This window comes from Paenibacillus sp. sgz302164, assembly GCF_056120505.1.
The window spans coordinates 35,536-56,090 of sequence record NZ_JBVYOL010000019.1 but is presented as its reverse complement, the minus strand read 5'-3'; the positions used below and the strand labels follow the sequence as shown (position 1 = coordinate 56,090).

Genomic DNA, 20,555 nt, shown 5'->3' with positions numbered 1-20,555 from the left:
TTTACTTGCGAAAAAAAGATGGGCCGCAGACATGTTTTGCTTTTCTCGGCGCATAAAATTGTCCATAATAGATACGATTGCAATTTTGTTTAAAACGGGAGGGTTTGCCGATGAGACTGAAAGAGCTTGCTTCCGCACTGCTCGTTGCCCATATACACGGAGATGGCAATACGGAGATTACCGGCATCGAGTCCGATTCGCGCAAAGTGCACGCGGGCGATTTGTTTCTTTGTATCCCGGGACTGGCCGCGGACGGCCATGATTTTGCCCCCAAAGCCGTAGAGCTGGGGGCTGCGGCGCTCGTTACGGAGAGAGCGTTGGACCTGCCGGTGCCTCAATTGGTCGTAAAAGACGCCAGGTATGCCATGGCGGCATTGTCGGCTCATTTTTACGGGTACGCCGGAAGCACCATGAAAGTCATCGGAGTGACGGGGACGAACGGCAAGACAACTTCAACTTATTTGATCGAGCGGATTTTGAGCGATCAAGGATATAAAACAGGCTTGATGGGGAACATCCACATCAAAATCGGCGCGGAATATTCGGAGAACAAGGCGACCAACACCCAGGAAGCTTTGGAGCTTCAGCGCATTCTCAGAAAAATGGCGGATCAGCATACCGATTACTGTATTATGGAAGTATCTTCGCACGGGCTGGATATGGGAAGAGTCAAAGGGGTTCGTTTCCGCACGGGCCTGTTTACGAATTTGACGCAGGATCATTTGGATTACCACCAAACGATGGACAATTACAAAGCCGCCAAAGGGCTGCTTTTTTCCAGGCTGGGCAACGAATTTACCGCCGATCCGAACGGCAGGCAGTACGCGGTGCTCAATGCGGACGATCCGGCCTCGGCCTATCTCGCCAAGCAGACGTCCGCGCAGGTCGTCACCTACGGCATCGACAACGAATGCGATGTGCGGGCGACCGACATTCGAATGACCGCGGAGGGCGTGGAATTCTGTCTCGTTTCATTTGCCGGCGAGGCCCTGTTCCGCATGAAGCTGTTCGGCAAATTTAACGTTTACAATGCGCTTGGGGCAATTGCCTCAACTTTGGCGGAAGGCGTTCCGCTTGAGCAAATCCGGAATAGTTTGGAAAGTGTGGCCGTCGTGGAAGGGCGAATGGAGCCTGTGATCGAAGGCCAGAACTATTTGGTCCTGGTTGATTACGCCCATACACCGGACGGCCTGGAGAACGCGCTGACGGCGATTCGGGAATTTGCCGAAGGCCGCATCATTACGTTGTTTGGCTGCGGCGGTGACCGCGACCGTACGAAACGTCCGCTCATGGGCAAAGTAACGGCGAAATACAGCGATTATTTATATGTGACCTCGGATAATCCGCGGACGGAAGATCCCGAGGAAATTCTTCGGGATATCGTTCCAGGACTTGAGGAAGCCGGATATTCGAGCGATAAATACGAGCTCATCGCGGATCGCAGAAAAGCGATACAAAAGGCTATTGAAGGGGCAGGCCCCAAAGATGTAGTATTGATAGCGGGAAAAGGCCACGAAACGTATCAGGATATCATGGGGGTCAAGCATGATTTTGATGATCGTTTGGTGGCTAAGGCTGCGATAAGGGGAAGAAAGCAATGATCAGTCGTACATTGGGGGAAATCAGGGAAATGCTGGATGCCGCCTTCGCGGAAGGCGGAGCGGGGGATGCGGCTTTGCGCATACAGGGCGTATCGACGGATACCCGGACGATTCAGCCGGGAACGCTCTTCGTGCCGCTGATCGGCGAGCACTTCGACGGGCACGCCTATGCGGCGGAAGCCTATGACAGGGGCGCTGCTGCGGCTTTATGGCAGGCGGACCGGCCGAACCCGCCCGAGGGCATGCCGATTGTCATCGTGCAGGATACGCTCGCTGCGCTTCAGCAGCTTGCCAAAGCTTACCGCAAGCAGCTGCCGGTGCGGATCGTCGGCATTACCGGCAGCAACGGGAAAACGACGACCAAAGATTTGGTCGCGTCCGTGCTGGGCGGCACATACAAGGTGCATAAGACGAAAGGAAATTTCAATAATCATATCGGATTGCCGCTGACCTTGCTGCAGCTGGAAGAAACGACCGAATTCGCCGTCGTGGAAATGGGCATGAGCGGCAGGGGTGAGATCGAGCTGTTATCCAGGCTCGCCGAGCCGGAGGCGGCGATCATTACGATGATCGGCGAGTCGCATTTGCTCCAGCTCGGCACACGCGAGGAGATCGCCCGCGCGAAGGCCGAGATCGTGAGCGGGATGCCGGACGGCGCGCTGTTCGTCTATAACGGAGACGAGCCGCTGATCGAGCAGGCGCTGGCCGAGGGTGCGCTGCCTGAAGGGTTGCGGACGATCCGCTTCGGCAGCAGCGAGCAAAGCGGCCTGCATCCGACGCACATTCGCATGGATGCGGACGGGGCTCATTTCTCCATTAACCGGCCGGACTACCCGGAATTGTACATCCCGCTGCTCGGCACGCACAACGTGATCAATGCGCTGGCCGCCATTGCGATCGGAGAATCGTTCGGCGTGCCGCCGCAAGCCGTTGCAGCAGGCCTCGCCTCGCTGCAAATGACCAGCATGCGCATCGAGAAGCTGACGGCAGCCTCGGGGCTGACCGTGCTCAACGATGCGTATAACGCGAGCCCGGCGTCGATGCGCGCGGCGATCGCGCTGGCCGAGCAGCTCACCGGTTTCGGCCGCAAGTTCGTCGTGCTCGGCGACATGCTGGAGCTCGGCGAGCAGGAAGAGCAGTTCCATCGCGGCATCGGCGCGCTGCTGTCGCCCGACCGCATCGACGGCGTCTTCACGTTCGGGCGGCTTGGCGGCTTGATCGCGGAGGAAGCCGCCAAGGCGTACCCGCAGGGACGCGTGCGCTCCTACGACGACAAGCGGCTGCTCGCTACCGCGCTCGCCGAGCTTGTGCAGCCGGACGACTTGGTGCTCGTCAAAGGCTCGCGCGGCATGCGGCTTGAACAGGTCGTGAACGCCCTGCTATCCTAAACTTATTGCAAATATTCAAGCTTATCGCCCCTTGCCTTTAGGGAAGCGAGCAGGAGGAACCAAAGTGGAAAACGCAATATTATTGACGATGGGTGTGGCCTTCGTGCTCGCGCTCATCATGGGACCGCTCTTTATTCCGATTTTGCGGCGGATGAAATTCGGCCAGCAAATCCGTACCGACGGTCCGCAAGGCCATCTCAAAAAACAAGGGACCCCGACCATGGGCGGCACGATCATTTTGCTCGCGCTGGCGCTGGCAACGCTGCGCTTTGCCGACAAAACGACCGATCTGCTCATCCTGCTGATCGCTTCGCTCGGCTATGGGCTCGTCGGCTTTCTTGACGACTATATTAAAATCATTTTCAAGCGCTCTCTCGGGCTGACGGCCAGACAGAAGCTGTTCGGACAGCTGCTGATTTCGGCGATTGTCTGCTTCCTGCTCGTCAGGGAAGGCCACAGCACGGACTTGTTGGTTCCTTTCATCGAATTTCATCTCAACCTGGGCTGGCTGTATTTCCCGCTGATGGCGATCCTGATGCTGGGCGCGTCCAACGCGGTCAATTTCACGGACGGCCTGGACGGCCTGCTGGCGGGTACCAGTGCCATCGCTTTCGGAGCCTACACGGTCATCGCGATGAACAACACGCAGCCGGAAGCGGCGATTTTCTCCGCAGCCATGGTCGGCGCCGTTCTCGGATTTCTCGTCTTCAACGCCCACCCGGCCAAAGTGTTCATGGGCGATACGGGTTCGCTCGGCATTGGCGGAGGGCTTGTAGCGGTAGCGATCCTGACGAAAGCCGAGCTGCTGCTTGCGGTCATCGGCGGCGTGTTTCTCGTCGAGATTTTGTCCGTCGTCATTCAAGTGGTATCCTTTAAGACAAGAGGCAAGCGCGTTTTCAAAATGGCGCCGATCCATCATCATTTCGAATTGGTCGGCTGGTCCGAATGGCGCGTCGTCATCACATTCTGGGTGGTCGGCTTAGTTCTTGCCGCGCTCGGATTATATATGAATGAGGTGTTATAGATCATGAAGCATCCGCGGGAATATCGTGGACTTGAAGTCGTTATTTTGGGCTTGGCTCGCAGCGGAGTCGCTGCGGCTAAGCTTTTTCATCACTTTGGAGCCATCGTCCAAGTGAACGATAAAAAGGAGCGCAGCGCATGCCCTGAAGCCGATGAATTGGAGGCTCTGGGTATTTCTGTTGTATGCGGGCATCATCCGGACTCGCTCGTTCATAAGGGCGTGGCGCTCGTAGTGAAAAATCCGGGCATTCCGTATACCGTGGCGCCGGTCCGCATAGCCGGGGAGCTGGGCATCGAGGTCGTGACCGAGGTCGAGGTCGCCTATCATATTTCTCAAGCGCCGATCATCGGCATTACGGGCTCGAACGGCAAGACGACGACGACGACCCTGATCGGCCAAATGCTGAACGCAGGCGGTCTTTCGCCGGTGGTAGCGGGCAATATCGGCCGCGCTTTGACCGAGGCTGCGCCGGAAGTGACCGGGTCCGACTGGCTCGTTGTGGAGCTGAGCAGCTTCCAGTTAAAGGGAACCGTCGATTTCAGACCGAAAATCGCTCTTCTGCTCAACGTATATGAAACCCATTTGGACTACCATGGCTCGATGGACGACTATATTGCGTCCAAAGCGAAGCTTTTTGCCAATCAGACGGTTCAGGATACGGCTGTTGTGAACTGGGACGATCCGGTGTGCCGGTCGCTGGTTCCGGGTCTGAAGGCGAAGCTGCTGCCTTTTTCGATGAAAGAAGCGCTCGCATTCGGCGTCTATTTGGACGCACGCACGGATACGATCGTATATTCGGATGGGGAAGGCGTCATACATACGATTCTGCCGGCCAAAGAAATGGGCATTCCGGGAAGCTACAACGTGGAAAACGCGCTGGCTGCGGCCGCTGCGGCGATTACGGCGGGCGTGAAGCCGGAAGCGATTGCGGATGTGCTCAGAAGCTTCAGGGGCGTCGAGCACCGGCTTGAGTTTGTGCGCGAGCTGAACGGCGTCACCTTTTACAACAATTCGAAAGCGACGAACTCGGCGGCTTCGATCAAATCGATCGAGGCGTTCGACCGGGGGGTTGTGCTGATCGCCGGCGGGCTGGACCGCGGCTCGGATTACATGGAGCTGCTGCCGGTTTTCCGCGAACGGGTGAAAGGCCTCGTCACACTGGGGCAGACGAAGGAGAAAATTAACCGCATCGCCGAGCTGGCAGGGATTAGCCGGGTCAAAAGCGTCGATACTGCTAAAGATGCAGCGGACGCGGTATCCCAGGCGGTACGGCTTGCTTCGCAAATGAGCGAAGCGGGCGACATCGTGCTGCTTTCGCCGGCTTGTGCCAGCTGGGACATGTTTCCATCCTATGAGGACAGGGGACGCATGTTTAAGGAGTCCGTGCATAACCTTTAAGTAGGGCCTATCCATATTCGGCGGATAAGCCCACTACACTTGTGTAAGAGGTGTTTGGTATGGGCAAAGCACGGTCCGCTCCGGATATATGGATTATTATTCCTACCTTGTTGTTATTGACAATCGGCGTTATTATGGTGTACAGTGCCAGTGCGGTTCTTGCTTACCGGGAATTCGGAGACTCGCTGTATTATTTGAAAAGGCAGCTCTTGTTCGCCGTTCTCGGCATTGCCGCCATGTTTTTTACGATGAATGTGGATTACTTGGTTTGGAAAAATTATGCCCGCATCGCGCTGCTTGTCTGTTTCGGCCTGCTCCTCATCGTGCTGATCCCGGGAATCGGGGTTGTCCGGGGGGGCGCCAGAAGCTGGCTCGGCATCGGCGCATTCGGCATTCAGCCTTCCGAATTTATGAAGATCGGCATGATTCTCTTTTTGTCCAAAATGCTCTCGGATCAGCAGTCGAAAATCACGCTGTTTACGAAAGGGCTTATGCCGCCGCTCGGCATTATGGGACTTGCTTTCGGACTGATCATGCTCCAGCCGGACTTGGGGACGGGAGTCGTCCTCGTCGGCGCTTCTCTGCTGATCATTTACACGTCCGGAGCCAGGCTGCTTCACTTATCCTACCTGGGCATGGTCGGAGTGGCCGGCTTTGTCGGGCTCGTCATTGCGGCGCCGTACCGCCTGAAGCGAATTACCGCGTTCCTTGACCCTTGGCAGGATCCGCTCGGGGCCGGCTACCAGTCGATTCAATCGCTGTATGCGATCGGGCCTGGGGGCCTCGTCGGACTGGGACTCGGCATGAGCCGGCAAAAATACAGCTATTTGCCCGAGCCTCAAACGGATTTCATCTTCTCGATTATTGCGGAAGAACTGGGCTTTATCGGCGGCACGCTCGTCCTGCTGCTGTTCACGATATTGGTGTGGAGAGGGATGAGGACGGCGCTAACCGCGCCAGACACCTTTGCCAGTCTGATCGCTGTCGGCATTATCGGCATGATCGCCGTGCAGGTGATTATCAACATCGGAGTTGTCATCGGCATGTTTCCGGTCACCGGCATTACGCTGCCGCTGATCAGCGCCGGAGGCTCCTCCCTGACGCTGATGTTGACTTCGATCGGCATTTTGCTGAACATATCCCGCTATTCGAGGTGAATGACCATGAAAACGATCGTCTTTACCGGAGGCGGCTCGGCCGGGCACGTCACGCCTAACATTGCGCTGATGACCAAGCTCAAGCGGTTAGGCTGGGAGATCCGCTACATCGGATCGGCGACCGGCATCGAGAAGGATATCATCGAAAAGGAAGGCATTCCTTTTTATCCGATTTCCTCCGGAAAGCTTCGCAGATATTTTGACTTGAAAAACTTGAAAGATCCTTTTAAAGTCGTGAAGGGCGTATACGAGTCTTATAGACTGCTGCGCCGCCTCAAGCCCGCCATCGTCTTTTCGAAGGGCGGGTTCGTTTCCGTCCCCGTCGTTTTCGGCAGCAAGATGAACCGGATTCCTGTCATTATTCATGAGTCGGACATAACGCCGGGTTTGGCGAACAAGCTTTCGATTCCTTTTGCGACCAAAGTTTGCGTAACGTTCCCCGAGTCGCTGAAGCATGTGCGGGAACCCAAAGCGGTGCTGACCGGCCTGCCGATCCGCGATCAGATCAGCGGCGGCAAAGCTTCCCGGGGATACCATCTGTGCGATTTCCACAGCGGCAAGCCTGTCGTGCTGGTCATGGGCGGAAGCTTGGGCTCGCAAGCGATCAATCATGCGGTCAGGGAGAGTTTGCCCCGGCTGCTGGAACATTTTCAAATCGTGCATATTTGCGGGAAAGGCCATATAGCCCCTGACCTCGCGGGCCGGAGAGGCTACAAGCAGTTCGAGTACATTTCGGAGGATTTGCCGGATGTGATGGCGATGTCGGAGCTTGTCATTTCCCGCGCGGGCGCTACTTCGATCTATGAGTTTTTAATATTGGAAAAACCGATGCTGCTCATTCCGCTGACGCTTCAGGCAAGCCGGGGAGATCAACTCCTCAATGCGCAATCGTTCCAAAAAGCCGGCTATGCCGACGTGCTGTTCGAGGAGCAGCTTTCTGCGGACTCGCTCGCAGAGCGGGTCGAATCGCTGTACGCGAAGCGCGACGATTACAAGGCTGCGATGAAATCCCGCCAGGAGACCGATGCGGTCCAGGCGATCGTCCGGCTGATTGAAACTTACAGTTTACCCTCATAACTTTGACGGATTATGAATAGGCGATTGTCACACTCTCTTTCGATTTTACATAAACTACACTATAACCGTGACAGAAACCAAACGGCTTTATACAGCGCGACGCTCCGGAAACCGGCCATTTTCGGCCCGCTTGTATATTTGGAATCTTACAATTCCGCCCTGCGTTCTGTGAAGGAGGTTTCCCATGCAGCAGTTAATTTCGGCTTTGCAAGCAGCAGGCATTCATGACATTCGAACGAATGAACGTTTGGCCCCCTATACGACTTGGAAAATAGGAGGACCTGCCGACGTGCTGGTCATTCCCCGCAGTATCGATCAGATTGCCGCCGCCATACGGACCTTGCACGACAGCGGCATCCCGTGGACGGTCATCGGACGCGGTTCGAATCTGCTGGTGAGGGATAAAGGCATCAGAGGGGTCGTCATCAAGCTGGGCAGCGAGCTGGAAACGCTCCGTTTCGAGGGCGTTACCGCATACGCCGGCGCCTCGTATTCGTTCATCAAGCTATCGATTCTGGCTGCCAAAGAAGGGTTAACCGGGCTTGAGTTCGCGGGAGGAATTCCCGGCACTGTGGGAGGCGCCGTCTATATGAATGCAGGGGCCCATGGATCTGATGTGTCACGCATACTCAAGAAGGCTGATGTGATTCTGGATACAGGGGAATTGGTAACGATGCAGGCGGAGGATTTGCAGTATGCGTATCGGCATTCGATTCTGCATACGCTGCCCGGCATCGTAACGGAAGCTGTCTTCGAGCTGCAGGCCGGAGACCGCAAGGAGATTGCCGGCGCCATGGCGGCGTACCGGGATCGCCGGCTTCGCACTCAACCGCTTCAATTGGCTTGCGCAGGCAGTGTTTTCCGCAATCCGCCAGGGGGCTTTGCGGCCAAACTGATCGAAGAGGCCGGCCTGAAAGGCAAGAGGGTCGGCGGAGCGGAAGTGTCCGCTCTGCATGCCAATTTCATTGTCAATACCGGGAACGCAACAGCCGAGGATGTTCTCGCCCTTATACAGGAGGTGCAGCGGGACGTACTGAACAAGTACGGAGTATCGCTTGTGCCGGAAGTTTTGGTGGTGGGCGAGAGGTAAATCGGAGGTGGAACTTTGGAGAAGCTCGTTATCGAAGGTGGAAAACCTCTCTCGGGAGCCATCCAGATACACGGCGCTAAAAACGCCGCATTACCTATCTTAGCAGCCTGCATCTTAGCTAGCGGTACTCATACGTTGACGAATGTTCCCAATTTGCTGGATATCGATACGATGCTGCGGATTCTCCGCGCCCTGGGTTGCCGGGCCGAGCAGCAGGACGATACCGTAACCGTTCTTACATCCACAGCTCATTCCTCCCATATCCCTGAAGAATTGATGGGGCAAATGCGCTCCTCCATCTTTTTGATGGGTCCGCTACTAGCCAGATTCGGCAGCGTGACCGTGTACCAGCCTGGAGGCTGCGCCATCGGCGAACGCAAGATCGACTTGCATCTGAAAGGTCTGCAAGCGCTTGGAGCCCGAATTGAAGAGTCCGCCAACAAAATCGTATGCACCGCCGGCTCGCTGCAGGGAAGCGAGATCGTTCTTGACTTCCCGAGCGTAGGCGCCACGGAAAATATTATGATGGCTGCCGTGCTGGCCGAAGGCACTACAACGATTTACAATGCGGCCAGAGAACCGGAAATCCAGGATTTGCAAAATTTTCTGAACACGATGGGCGCCGATATTATCGGGGCGGGTACCGACACGATTACGATTCGCGGAGTCAAGACGCTTGAGCCCTGCACGTACCGCATTATCCCGGACCGCATCGTGGCCGGCACGTTTCTGGTCGCTGCGGCCGCTACAAGGGGAAGCGTCACCCTGGAAAGGGTGAACCCCGCCCATCTGACCTCCGCGATTCACGTCCTGAAGCGCGCAGGTATCCAAATCGCAATTGACGGTGATATAATACATGTGAGCTGTCCAGCGAGGCCGAAAGCCGTAGAACGGATCGTCACCTCGCCGTATCCCGCATTTCCGACCGACCTGCAATCCCAGGTCATGGTTTTGCTCTCTTTGGGCGACGGACTCAGCGTCATGAAAGAAACGATTTTTGAAGGCAGATTCAAGCACGTAGACGAACTGTCCCGCATGGGGGCGGATATACGTGTCGATCTGAGCTCCGCCTTTATCCGAGGCGTTCCGAGGCTTTACGGAGCGACGGTTGAGGCCACGGATTTGCGCGCCGGCGCCGCTCTTGTCATTGCCGGTCTGGCTGCGCACGGCACGACGATCGTTGAGCAAATTCATCATATTGATAGAGGTTATGATAGAATTGAGGTTATGCTGACCAGATTGGGTGCCTCCGTGCACCGCCAATCCCCGGTTCCGAGCGAGTAAGCACGTCCAGGCTCTGGCTGCTCCCTTCCTGCCCGCAGGAGGGGGCGGACGGTTTGCTGCGGCCGGCTGCTCGCATACCGGTGCAGCGCATATCTCCATACTGCAAAAACGAGCCAGCTGCAGTTTGCGTTACTGGCCGATTCAACTGCTCTCCATTCCGCTAACGCGTTTGTCCGGGGGCGGAAATCTTTGGCGCTTTCTATCAAGGAGAAGGAGAGGGCGGTAATTAATAATAGGTGGTGCCCATCTTGCCCGAAGACCGCAAAGTACCCGCCATACCCAATCCGAAGCCGCGCTCGCGTTCGAACCGGAAGCTGCTGGGCTTCTTGTTCTTTTTTTTCATCACCGTGCTGGTGATCCTCTTTTTCCAATCTTCCTTAAGCCGAATCAGCGAAATACAAATCGAAGGCAATGAGCTGATTTCCGCCGATGCGATCGGACAAGCCGCCCAGGTTGCCGCCGGCGATCATTTTTTTGCCGTCAGCTCGGGGGCGATTGAAAGCCGCGTAGCGAAGCTGCCCATCGTCAAGGCGGTCGAGGTTACGAAACATTTTCCCGGCGTTATTCACATTCAGGTGCAGGAGCATCCCAAAGTAGCGTTCCAAATCGCAGCCGACGGCCGCAAGCAGGCTGTGCTCGCCGACGGTGCTGTCGTCGCTTTGGCCGACGGTAATTTTCCGCTGGACAAGCCGATTCTGACGGGATGGTCGGACTCCGATCCGAACAAAATCGCGCTTTGCAAAGCGCTCGGCAGCATTCCCGCCGCTTCCCTGTCCGACATTTCGGAAATCAAACCGGACCCTTCGGATTCATACCCGGATAAGATCAAGCTGTATACCCGGTCCCAGTTCGAGGTGTATACGACGATCGCCTACTTGCCCGCGAAAATTGACAAACTGCCGGCATATATAGCAAGCTTAGGAGAAGATCATATTACGAATGGCATTATTAAAATGTTCGAGGTCGACAATCACGCTCCGTTCGATCCTTCCGACTCGTCCCCAAAAGACGCTGCCGGCCAGGACGGGGCAAAATCGGGAAGCAATGCGGATTCCGCTGCGGATTCGAAAAAGGATGTGAAAAAAGATGCGGATAAGTCTGACGCCAAATCCGTTCCCAAAAATACGCCCAAACCGAGTCCCAAACCGACGACGAAAGATACGGCCCGGCCATCGTGACAAAAAAACGCAAATAGACTACTCAATCCATTGAAATAATGTTAAAATTAGTTTTATGGTTACTTTTTTCAATATTCTTTCAAACTAGCAACTTTTCGTGGAAACGATTGCCAATGCGTAAGCGATAATGCAATTTGAGACTTGAACTTGCAGCAAAAAAAGCGTAAAAAAAAGAGGGAATATGGCTACGGTGTGGAATAAGTACAAATGCACGCGTGAAGAACGCTCATTATTACCCAAGTTACAGGAGGTGCCAAGGGATTGAGCAACAATGACATCATTGTTAGTTTGGACATCGGTACATCCAAGGTTCGTGCTATTATTGGGGAAGTCGTGAACGGAACCATTAATATAATAGGTGTGGGATCTGCCGATTCGGAAGGTATTCGTAAAGGCGCTATCGTCGACATCGATCAAACCGTCAACTCGATTCGCAGTGCGGTAGATCATGCCGAGCGCATGGTAGGTGTACAAATATCCGAAGTTTATGTTGGAATTTCCGGCAACCATATCGCTCTTCAATCGAGCCATGGCGTCGTCGCCGTTTCGAATGAGGACCGGGAGATCGGAGATGAAGACATTGATCGGGTCATTCAGGCAGCCAGAGTTATCGCACTACCTCCCGAGCGTGAAATCATTGGAGTCGTACCCAAGCAGTATTTAGTCGATGGGCAGGAGGGAATTAATGATCCCCGCGGTATGATCGGAGTCCGGTTGGAAGTGGAAGCGACGATCATTACCGGAGCGAAGACCGGGATACATAATTTGCTTCGCGTCGTTGAAAAATCCGAATTAAAAGTGGCCGGTCTCATTTTGATGTCGCTGGCTTCCGGTCAGCTCGCTTTATCCAAAGACGAGAAAGCGATCGGAACCGTGCTTGTAGACGTCGGAGCGGGATCGACGACGATCGCCGTTTTCGAACAAGGAAATTTGCTTGCGACTTCCACGATTCCGATCGGCGGCGAATTTATTAGCAACGACATTGCCATCGGGCTTCGAACGCAGCTGGAAATTGCCGAGAAAATCAAGTTGAAATACGGCTGCGCGTCCATAGACGATTCTGCGCCGGATCAACTATTCAAAGTTGCGAGAATCGGAAGCAACATCGAAAAAGAATTTTCACAGGTCGATCTCGCGAATATTATTGAGCCTCGCGTACAAGAAATTTTCCATCTCATTCGCGCGGAAGTGCATCGTTTGGGTTACGGCGAGTTGACCGGCGGGTACGTGCTGACCGGCGGAACCGTTTGTATGCCGGGCATGCTTGCCGTCGCACAAGCCGAACTAGCAACATCCGTACGCATTGCCGTTCCCGATTTTATCGGCGTGCGGGATCCTTCCTTTACAAGCGGTGTTGGCATTATTCAATTCGTTTCCAAATATATGAGAACTCGCAGCACGGGCGGCTCAGGCTTCGCCAAGAAAATTGCCGCCAAGGCTCCGAGCAAAAAATCCTCCGGCACCACAACGACAAAACCCGGTTGGATGGAACGGGTGAAAAATTTTTTCAGCGAGTTCATTTAGCTTTGGCAGTGAAAGTATAGTTAGGAGGATATGGCTCACATGTTTGAATTTGATCTGGATATGGACCAGTTGGCTCAAATAAAAGTAATTGGAGTAGGCGGCGGCGGTAGCAACGCCGTGAACCGCATGATTGAGGGCGGCGTAAGAGGCGTCGAATTCATCACGGTAAATACGGATGCGCAAGCGCTCCATCATGCGCAGGCGGAGATTAAACTGCAAATCGGGGACAAGCTTACAAGAGGTCTCGGAGCGGGCGCCAATCCGGAAGTCGGCAAGAAAGCGGCTGAAGAGTCGAGAGAGATGATTTTAAACTCGCTGCGCGGCGCCGACATGGTGTTCGTTACAGCGGGAATGGGCGGCGGCACCGGAACGGGAGCCGCTCCGGTCATCGCCGAAATTGCCAAAGAAGTCGGTGCTTTGACCGTAGGCGTCGTTACGCGCCCGTTCACTTTTGAAGGTCGTAAGCGCTCTATGCAGGCCGAACAAGGGATTGCCGCTCTGAAAGAGAAAGTCGACACGTTAATTATTATCCCTAACGACAGGCTGCTTGAAATCGTAGACAAGAAGACTCCTATGCTTGAAGCGTTTCGTCAGGCTGACAACGTGCTTCGTCAAGGGGTACAGGGCATTTCCGACTTGATTGCGGTGCCGGGATTAATTAACTTGGACTTTGCAGACGTCAAGACGATTATGACCGAGCGCGGATCGGCCCTGATGGGCATCGGCGTGGCGACCGGCGAGAACCGCGCTGCCGAAGCAGCCAAAAAAGCGATTTCCAGCCCCTTGCTGGAAACTTCGATCGAAGGCGCTCGCGGCGTTCTGATGAATATTACCGGCGGCACAAGCCTGAGCTTGTATGAAGTCAACGAAGCTGCCGATATCGTCGCTTCCGCTTCCGACATCGAAGTGAACATGATTTTCGGTGCGGTTATTGACGAGCGGTACAAGGACGAAATTCTGGTAACGGTTATCGCCACAGGCTTCGATCATAAAGTTGTGCAGCCTCAACCGCAGGTCAAACGTCCTTCCGCAGGCCAATCCGAACCTGCCGGCGACAACCGTTTGAACAATCTGAGACCTTTCGGCACGCAGACTTCGAACGACCAGTTGGACATCCCGACATTCCTCCGCAATCGCGGGCGGAATACCGACAAATAAATACACATTGCTCACATAGTAACCGAAGCCCCGCCACATTGGGGCTTCGGTTTTTTGCCGTTTCCGGGCCTTTTGAGAGCCTTCGGCAAGCCGCAGCAATTGACAAAAAAAGTTGCGTCCGACTGGCAAGTTTAGACAGACTTTGAAATATGATTACTATATACTGGTCTGGAGCCTAAATAATAAGTTTTCGCCAGAAAACTTGCTCCGCAAGCGTCTTCCTTGGGGAGGTGAGCAAATCGTGGTCGTATATGCGGATCTCATATTCCTGCTGAACTTTCTGATGGACGCGGCTATGCTCGCAGTGACGGCGAAGACCCGGAAAATAAAGTTCAAATGGTGGAGAATCGCGCTTTCGGCCAGTATCGGCGCTTCGTATGTCGTGTTAATGTTCGTTCCGGAGCTTTCCATCCTATTTACATTTTCTGTGAAATGTATATTTTGTATCGGCATGATTATGACAGCTTTTGGATTCGGCAGCCTACAAAATTTTTTGCGAAACCTGGGAACGTTCCTGTTGGTTAACTTTTCTGTCGCCGGGGGCATATTCGGCATCCATTATGTGCTGTCGTCCTCGTCGGATGTAATGGACGGCCTTTTGTTTACCCATGCCGGGGGCATGGCGTTCAAGCTGCAGATCGGCCTCGTATTCATCGTGATTGCCGCCGGCGTTATGTTCTGGTGGTTCAGAACCGTGTTTCTGAGCACTAAGCAGCGCGAGGAGTTAACGGCTTTTTTGGCGGAAGTAAGCATTTATGTGGATGATTTTACCGTTTCCTGCAGAGGTTTGATCGATACGGGCAACCAGCTCTACGATCCGTTGACGCGAACCCCTGTCATGGTCATGGAAGTGTCCGAATGGGGGGAAGTGCTGCCGGAAGAATGGCTGCAGCGCATTCGTTCGGCTGACGTTGACCAAATCATCAGCGGCCTCGGGACGGAGGAATTTGCATGGCAGGACCGTTTGCGTCTTGTGCCTTACCGGGGGGTTAACCGCAATACGCAGTTTATGCTGGCCATCAAGCCCGATAAGGTGGTGATTACCTACAACGACAAGCAAATCGAGGCCTCCAAAGTGCTGATCGGTTTGGATGGAGGCAAGCTTTGCAGCGACGGATCGTATCAGGCGATCATACATCCCACCTTGGTTGCCGCGGGATAACGCTTTCAATTGCCGTTCGACCGGGGAAAAAGAGCCCGGCACATGCTTACGAAGTCAGTTTTGCTTACGCAAAACTCTTAGGAGGAAACCAACATGCTCTTGAAGTGGAAATTGCTCTTGCAAATTTTTTATTACAAAATATTGATGAAGCTCGGGCTCAAAGGCGAGGAAATCTATTACATAGGCGGAAGCGAGGCGCTGCCGCCGCCGCTTACGAGAGAAGAAGAAGAATATTTATTGGAAAAGTTACCATCGGGGGATGCGGCTATACGTGCTATGCTGATCGAGCGCAACCTGCGTTTGGTTGTCTATATAGCAAGAAAGTTTGAAAACACCGGCATCAACATTGAGGACCTGGTTTCCATTGGCGCGATAGGGCTTATCAAAGCGGTGAATACGTTCGATCCGGAGAAGAAGATCAAGCTGGCTACCTATGCTTCCCGCTGCATCGAGAATGAAATTTTGATGTACCTGCGCAGGAACAGCAAAATTCGCACCGAAGTTTCATTCGACGAACCGCTGAATATCGATTGGGACGGCAACGAACTGCTGTTATCCGACGTGCTGGGGACGGAGAACGATACGATTTACCGCAACATCGAGGAGCAGGTGGACCGCAAGCTGCTGCATAAAGCGCTGGATAAGCTGACGGAACGCGAGCGCATTATTATGGAGCTGCGCTTCGGCCTACAGGACGGCGAGGAAAAAACGCAGAAAGATGTCGCCGATCTGCTCGGCATCTCCCAATCTTACATCTCCCGGCTGGAAAAACGAATTATTAAAAGGCTGCGCAAAGAATTTAATAAAATGGTTTAGCGAAGAGGGGCCGGCGCCTCTCTTTTTGCTTTGAAAAAATTTTTTCGCTTCCCGAATCGAAAATAATGCAGGACTAACGCGAGGGAGCAAGTTCAAACCCTTTTGTCAAGTGGGTCCGGGCGGGTTTTAAGGCGAATAAATCAATCGTTCGCGGGGATAATTAACATTAATGTTTCTCCTTGGGAGGTAATCACGGTGACCCGAAATAAAGTCGAGATATGTGGTGTTGATACCGCCAAACTGCCTGTTCTGACCAATGCGGAAATGCGGGAGCTATTCGCTGAGCTGCAAACGAAACAGGAGCGGACTGCAAGAGAGAAATTAGTGAACGGGAACCTTAGACTGGTTCTCAGCGTGATTCAGCGATTTAACAATCGGGGAGAGTTTGTGGACGACCTTTTTCAGGTGGGGTGCATCGGCTTGATGAAGGCTATCGATAACTTCGATTTGGGCCAGAACGTCAAATTTTCCACGTATGCCGTGCCGATGATCATTGGCGAGATCCGCCGCTACCTGCGCGATAATAACCCGATCCGCGTTTCGCGGTCCTTGAGGGATATTGCTTATAAAGCTTTGCAGGTGAGAGACAGTCTGACGAATCAAAACTCGCGGGAGCCGACGATATACGAAATTTCCGAGGCGCTGAACGTTCCGAAAGAAGATGTCGTCTTTGCGCTTGACGCGATCCAAGACCCGGTCTCGCTGTTCGAGCCGATTTACCATGATGGAGGAGACCCTATCTACGTGATGGACCAAATCAGCGACGAGCGCAACAAGGATATGTCCTGGATCGAGGGCATTGCCTTGCGGGAAGCGATGCGGAAGCTGAACGACAGGGAAAAAATGATTTTGTCCATGCGTTTTTTCGAAGGGAAGACGCAAATGGAGGTGGCCGACGAAATCGGAATTTCGCAGGCGCAAGTTTCCAGGCTGGAGAAATCGGCCATTTCCCAGATGCAAAAACACGTCAAGACCTGAAATTTCATAAAGACCGGATCGGCTTAGACAGGCCGGTACGGTCTTTTTTTGATTGGCAGGACATTTTGCCCACACCCCACATATACTAGTACAAAGCCGGAAAAACTTCAGAAAATGCGAGGGTGTCGCCTCATGAAAATATCCGATTTTCAAACGAAGGACGTTATTAATATTGTCGACGGGAAAAAGCTGGGGCAAATCAGCGATTTGGAACTGGACTTGCGGCAGGGGCGCATCGAATCGATCGTCGTGCCGAACCAAAGCCGTTTTTTCGGCTTGTTCGGATCGGGTACCGATGTCATCATCCCGTGGAAACATATCGTGAAAATAGGAGCCGACGTCGTACTGGTGAAGTTGGACGATACGCGGCCTTACCGGCAAAGCGACGAGAGCGAGCAGATTTACGAGTACAATCAGCAATTTCGCGCTTGAAGTCAAGCACACGGGCAGGCAGTCCCGGATAGGGCAAGCCTAGCAAAGATCGTGTGTCTTTTCATTTTGTGCTAAAGTAGAGACAAAGATGCAATAAGGGAGAGGAACAGAGCGTGGAACCGTTTGTTAGTCGTGTTATAGAAGGAAAGCCGACGCTTTTTGCCCTGGAGAGCTGGATGCGGCAGTTTCCGGAGCTTACCGCCGGATTTACGTCGCGGCACGGAGGCGTAAGCGAAGCGCCCTACGGAACGCTGAACTGCGGGCTGCATGTCAATGATGCCGCAGAGCGGGTCGTTCAAAACCGCGAGCTCATCGCCGAAGCGGTAGGCCTGCCGTTCGCCCGCTTTACTTACGCCGAGCAGGTGCACGGCTGCGAAGTGCAGGTCGTTGGAAGAGCCGATGCGGGCCGAGGGCGCTTGAGCCGGGAGACGGCGATTCAGGCGCGGGACGCTTTCATTACGAATGAAGCGGGCATCGTCCTGTGCGCCCAATTTGCCGATTGCGTGCCGCTTTATTTTTACGATCCCGTTCAGCGGGTGGCAGGGCTTGCGCATGCAGGCTGGAAAGGGACCGTGTTAAAAATTGCCATGGCTACGATAACCTCAATGACAAATACTTTTGGTAGCAAGCCGGAGCACATCCGGGCCGCCATAGGACCGTCGATCGGCGTTTGCTGCTACGAAGTGGACGATACCGTCGCGAGCCGGGTGAAGGAAGTTTTGCTGGAGATACATGCTTCCGCAGCGGCTGCCGAACCTATTCTTCAAGAACGGGCAAACGGGAAATACATGCTCGATCTGCAAGGTTTGAACCGAATTTTGATACTTCAAGCAGGAATTTTGTCGTCCCATATCGAAGTAACTCAGTTGTGTACGAGTTGCAGCACCGATATGTTCTTTTCCCATCGAAAAGAAGGCGGTTCTACGGGAAGAATGATCGCTTGGATCGGAATGACCGAACCGGACCGGCAAGATTTCGCGTGATGCATGGAAACGAGGTGGCAGAATAGATGAGTTTACGCGGACAGATTGACGCGGTGGAGGCCCGAATTGCCGCTGCCTGCGAGCGTTCCGGCCGCCGGCGGCAAGAGGTTATGCTTATAGCTGTTACGAAATACGTCTCGCTCGAGACGGCCAGAGCGGTGCTGGACGAAGGCGTCCTGCACATCGGGGAGAACCGCTGGCAGGATGTGAAGCCGAAGTGGGAGGCGCTGCACGATCGCGGCACCTGGCATTTTATCGGACATTTGCAGACGAACAAGGTAAAAGATATCATCGGGAAGTTTGCTTACATTCATTCGCTTGACCGCCTTTCTCTTGCCAAGGAGCTGGACAAGCAGGCGGCGGCGTCAGGGTTGCAGGTTCAATGCCTCATTCAGGTCAACGTATCCGGTGAGGAAACCAAGTACGGTTTGAGACCTGAGGAGCTTTTCGACTTTGCCGCCGAAGTGAACAACCTGAAACATATACATATAGCAGGCCTGATGACAATGGCGCCTTACGAGCTGGAAGCCGAGGCGACAAGACCTGTTTTTCGCGGATTGAGAGAGCTGCGGGATCGTTTGAACGGACAAGGCATACTGCCTTATGCAGTCGAGCACTTGTCCATGGGGATGTCCGGAGATTTCGAGGTGGCGATAGAGGAAGGGGCGACCATGGTGCGCCTGGGGACAGTTTTGGTCAAAGAATCGGGTGAAACCGTACAACCAATATAGAGAAGGAGGTATTCCTTATGGGTGTAATGAACCGCTTTATGAATTTTCTCGGGCTGCAGGAGGAGGAAGAAGTCGTCGAACGCGAACGGATTGTGGAGCAGCCGGAAGAACCTGAAACCAATCCATACGAGATTCGTAGTAAAAATAAGGCCAACGTCGTCAGCATTCATTCGCAAAAAAATGCCCGCGTTGTGCTCAGCGAACCGCGCACGTACGATGAAACGCAGGATATCGCCGACCATCTTCGTTCCCGAAGAGCGGTCATCGTCAATCTGCAGCGGGTTCGATCGGATCAAGCCGTCCGTATAGTGGATTTCCTGAGCGGAACGGTATATGCTTTAAATGGGTCTATTTCCAAACTGGGGCCGAATATCTTCTTGTGCACGCCCGATTCGGTCGATATTCATGGACATATCTCCGAGATGATGAGTGAGGAGTAGACGCATATCCTGACATTGAGGTGACTGCGCAAGTGCTTTACCAAATTGATGTGATTTTAAGTTACTTAGAGCAAATTTATTACTTCATGATTATCGGCTACATCCTTCTTTCCTGGTTTCCGAACGCAAGGGAAAGCTTTATCGGAGAGCTGCTGGGCAAGCTCGTCGAGCCGTATTTGCGGCCGTTCCGTAAAATCATTCCTTCGATCGGATTCATCGATCTTTCGCCGATCGTCGCCTTGCTCGCGCTGCACTTTGTCGTTCTGGGCATTCGAACCATTATTACTTTTATAGTTGGAGCGTTTTAACCTTGCAAAAAGAACTTTATTCGCACTTTCACCCGGACGAACACCACTTTGTCGACAAAGCGTGGGATTGGGTGCAGCGGTCCGCCGAGCAGCATGCCGTAAAACGGACGGATTTTCTGGACCCCAGGCAGGCTTTTATTTTGACCACGCTGGCGAACCGGCATCCCGATGTGCACTGCCGTCTGGATGGCGGTTACACCGGGGCCGAACGGAAGCGGGCGATCATTGCCCCCGATTACCGGCCCGTGGACGATGAAGATATGGGAATCGCGGTTTTGGCCGTTTCGTCCGGCGACGGCAAGTTTTTGACATTGGAACATGGAGATTACATGGGCGCCATTCTTGGACTCGGCATGAAGCGGGACAAGATTGGCGATATTCATGTTATAGAGGGAGGCTGCCACTGCCTGGTCGCAGAGGAGGCCGCCGATTACTTGCATCTGCACTTATCCCAGGTGCACCGCGTGCATGTCCAGACGGAGCTGCTTCCGCTGGATAAACTGCAGATCGCCTCAGTGCAGCTGGACGAACTGAATCTGTCCGTCGCTTCGATGCGCATGGATGGAATCGTCAGCGACGTATTCCGCTTGAGCCGCGCCAAGGTGCTGATTCCGATCCAGGCCGGCCGCTGCCGCGTCAACTGGAAGGTCGAGGAAGATCCGAGCAAACAGCTGAAGGAGGGCGATATGGTGTCCCTTCAAGGCTTCGGACGGTTTAAGGTGCTTGAAGTGGAAGGGATTACAAAAAAAGGCAGAATGCGCGTGAAGATCGGCAAGTATGCCTGAAATTGGACACGATATATGCGGATTTGCAGGAATTTCTTATT

Annotated in this window: 20 protein-coding genes; all 20 read left to right on the top strand. The window is 53.8% G+C overall.

From position 1 onward, the window contains the following. Positions 1 to 110: 110 nt before the first annotated feature. The 20 genes from AC0LWT_RS27265 (at position 111) to AC0LWT_RS27170 (ending at position 20,514) form a co-directional block, all read left to right on the top strand. Positions 111 to 1,601 carry a UDP-N-acetylmuramoyl-L-alanyl-D-glutamate--2,6-diaminopimelate ligase gene (locus AC0LWT_RS27265; protein ID WP_474684438.1) on the top strand — a complete coding sequence of 497 codons (1,491 nt, stop codon included), beginning with the start codon at positions 111 to 113 and terminating at the stop codon, positions 1,599 to 1,601. After that, on the top strand, positions 1,598 to 2,989 hold the full coding sequence (locus AC0LWT_RS27260; protein WP_474684437.1) for a UDP-N-acetylmuramoyl-tripeptide--D-alanyl-D-alanine ligase: 1,392 nt from the start codon (positions 1,598 to 1,600) through the stop codon (positions 2,987 to 2,989). The genes AC0LWT_RS27265 and AC0LWT_RS27260 overlap by 4 nt, the downstream gene beginning before the upstream one ends. An 88-nt stretch (positions 2,990 to 3,077) precedes the next feature. Then, positions 3,078 to 4,013: a phospho-N-acetylmuramoyl-pentapeptide-transferase gene (gene mraY / locus AC0LWT_RS27255; RefSeq protein WP_474684514.1), complete on the top strand. Its 936-nt coding sequence runs from the start codon at positions 3,078 to 3,080 to the stop codon at positions 4,011 to 4,013. 3 nt (positions 4,014 to 4,016) lie between these two features. Then, positions 4,017 to 5,411: a UDP-N-acetylmuramoyl-L-alanine--D-glutamate ligase gene (gene murD, locus AC0LWT_RS27250; RefSeq protein ID WP_474684436.1), complete on the top strand. Its 1,395-nt coding sequence runs from the start codon at positions 4,017 to 4,019 to the stop codon at positions 5,409 to 5,411. A gap of 59 nt (positions 5,412 to 5,470) precedes the next feature. Continuing rightward, positions 5,471 to 6,568: a stage V sporulation protein E gene (gene spoVE, locus AC0LWT_RS27245; protein WP_474684435.1), complete on the top strand. Its 1,098-nt coding sequence runs from the start codon at positions 5,471 to 5,473 to the stop codon at positions 6,566 to 6,568. Between the two features lie 6 nt (positions 6,569 to 6,574). Beyond that, complete coding sequence (gene murG / locus AC0LWT_RS27240; RefSeq protein WP_474684434.1) at positions 6,575 to 7,645, top strand: undecaprenyldiphospho-muramoylpentapeptide beta-N-acetylglucosaminyltransferase; 1,071 nt, start codon at positions 6,575 to 6,577, stop codon at positions 7,643 to 7,645. Between the two features lie 184 nt (positions 7,646 to 7,829). After that, the gene (gene murB, locus AC0LWT_RS27235) at positions 7,830 to 8,735 is read left to right on the top strand and encodes a UDP-N-acetylmuramate dehydrogenase (protein ID WP_474684433.1); all 906 of its coding nucleotides are present in this window, start codon (positions 7,830 to 7,832) and stop codon (positions 8,733 to 8,735) included. Between the two features lie 15 nt (positions 8,736 to 8,750). Continuing rightward, positions 8,751 to 10,019 (top strand): UDP-N-acetylglucosamine 1-carboxyvinyltransferase, encoded by a 1,269-nt coding sequence (gene murA / locus AC0LWT_RS27230; RefSeq protein WP_474684432.1) that lies wholly within the window; start codon positions 8,751 to 8,753, stop codon positions 10,017 to 10,019. Positions 10,020 to 10,258: 239 nt separating this feature from the next. Then, the gene (locus AC0LWT_RS27225) at positions 10,259 to 11,197 is read left to right on the top strand and encodes a cell division protein FtsQ/DivIB (RefSeq protein WP_474684513.1); all 939 of its coding nucleotides are present in this window, start codon (positions 10,259 to 10,261) and stop codon (positions 11,195 to 11,197) included. A 261-nt stretch (positions 11,198 to 11,458) separates the two neighbouring features. After that, positions 11,459 to 12,721 carry a cell division protein FtsA gene (gene ftsA, locus AC0LWT_RS27220; protein ID WP_474684431.1) on the top strand — a complete coding sequence of 421 codons (1,263 nt, stop codon included), beginning with the start codon at positions 11,459 to 11,461 and terminating at the stop codon, positions 12,719 to 12,721. Between the two features lie 39 nt (positions 12,722 to 12,760). After that, positions 12,761 to 13,879, top strand: coding sequence for a cell division protein FtsZ (gene ftsZ / locus AC0LWT_RS27215; RefSeq protein WP_474684430.1), 1,119 nt, complete (start codon positions 12,761 to 12,763; stop codon positions 13,877 to 13,879). Between the two features lie 241 nt (positions 13,880 to 14,120). Then, positions 14,121 to 15,041, top strand: coding sequence for a sigma-E processing peptidase SpoIIGA (spoIIGA, locus tag AC0LWT_RS27210; protein ID WP_474684429.1), 921 nt, complete (start codon positions 14,121 to 14,123; stop codon positions 15,039 to 15,041). A 93-nt stretch (positions 15,042 to 15,134) separates the two neighbouring features. Beyond that, positions 15,135 to 15,857: an RNA polymerase sporulation sigma factor SigE gene (sigE, locus tag AC0LWT_RS27205; protein WP_474684428.1), complete on the top strand. Its 723-nt coding sequence runs from the start codon at positions 15,135 to 15,137 to the stop codon at positions 15,855 to 15,857. Between the two features lie 195 nt (positions 15,858 to 16,052). After that, positions 16,053 to 16,835, top strand: coding sequence for an RNA polymerase sporulation sigma factor SigG (gene sigG, locus AC0LWT_RS27200; protein ID WP_474684427.1), 783 nt, complete (start codon positions 16,053 to 16,055; stop codon positions 16,833 to 16,835). A gap of 132 nt (positions 16,836 to 16,967) precedes the next feature. Then, the gene (locus AC0LWT_RS27195) at positions 16,968 to 17,267 is read left to right on the top strand and encodes a YlmC/YmxH family sporulation protein (protein ID WP_474684426.1); all 300 of its coding nucleotides are present in this window, start codon (positions 16,968 to 16,970) and stop codon (positions 17,265 to 17,267) included. Between the two features lie 113 nt (positions 17,268 to 17,380). Further along, complete coding sequence (pgeF, locus tag AC0LWT_RS27190; RefSeq protein WP_474684425.1) at positions 17,381 to 18,250, top strand: peptidoglycan editing factor PgeF; 870 nt, start codon at positions 17,381 to 17,383, stop codon at positions 18,248 to 18,250. Between the two features lie 26 nt (positions 18,251 to 18,276). Further along, the gene (locus AC0LWT_RS27185) at positions 18,277 to 18,981 is read left to right on the top strand and encodes a YggS family pyridoxal phosphate-dependent enzyme (protein ID WP_474684424.1); all 705 of its coding nucleotides are present in this window, start codon (positions 18,277 to 18,279) and stop codon (positions 18,979 to 18,981) included. Positions 18,982 to 18,998: 17 nt separating this feature from the next. Further along, positions 18,999 to 19,421, top strand: coding sequence for a cell division protein SepF (locus AC0LWT_RS27180; RefSeq protein ID WP_474684423.1), 423 nt, complete (start codon positions 18,999 to 19,001; stop codon positions 19,419 to 19,421). Positions 19,422 to 19,453: 32 nt separating this feature from the next. Next, positions 19,454 to 19,729: a YggT family protein gene (locus tag AC0LWT_RS27175; RefSeq protein WP_474684422.1), complete on the top strand. Its 276-nt coding sequence runs from the start codon at positions 19,454 to 19,456 to the stop codon at positions 19,727 to 19,729. A gap of 2 nt (positions 19,730 to 19,731) precedes the next feature. Next, complete coding sequence (locus tag AC0LWT_RS27170) at positions 19,732 to 20,514, top strand: YlmH family RNA-binding protein (protein WP_474684421.1); 783 nt, start codon at positions 19,732 to 19,734, stop codon at positions 20,512 to 20,514. Positions 20,515 to 20,555 lie beyond the last annotated feature (41 nt).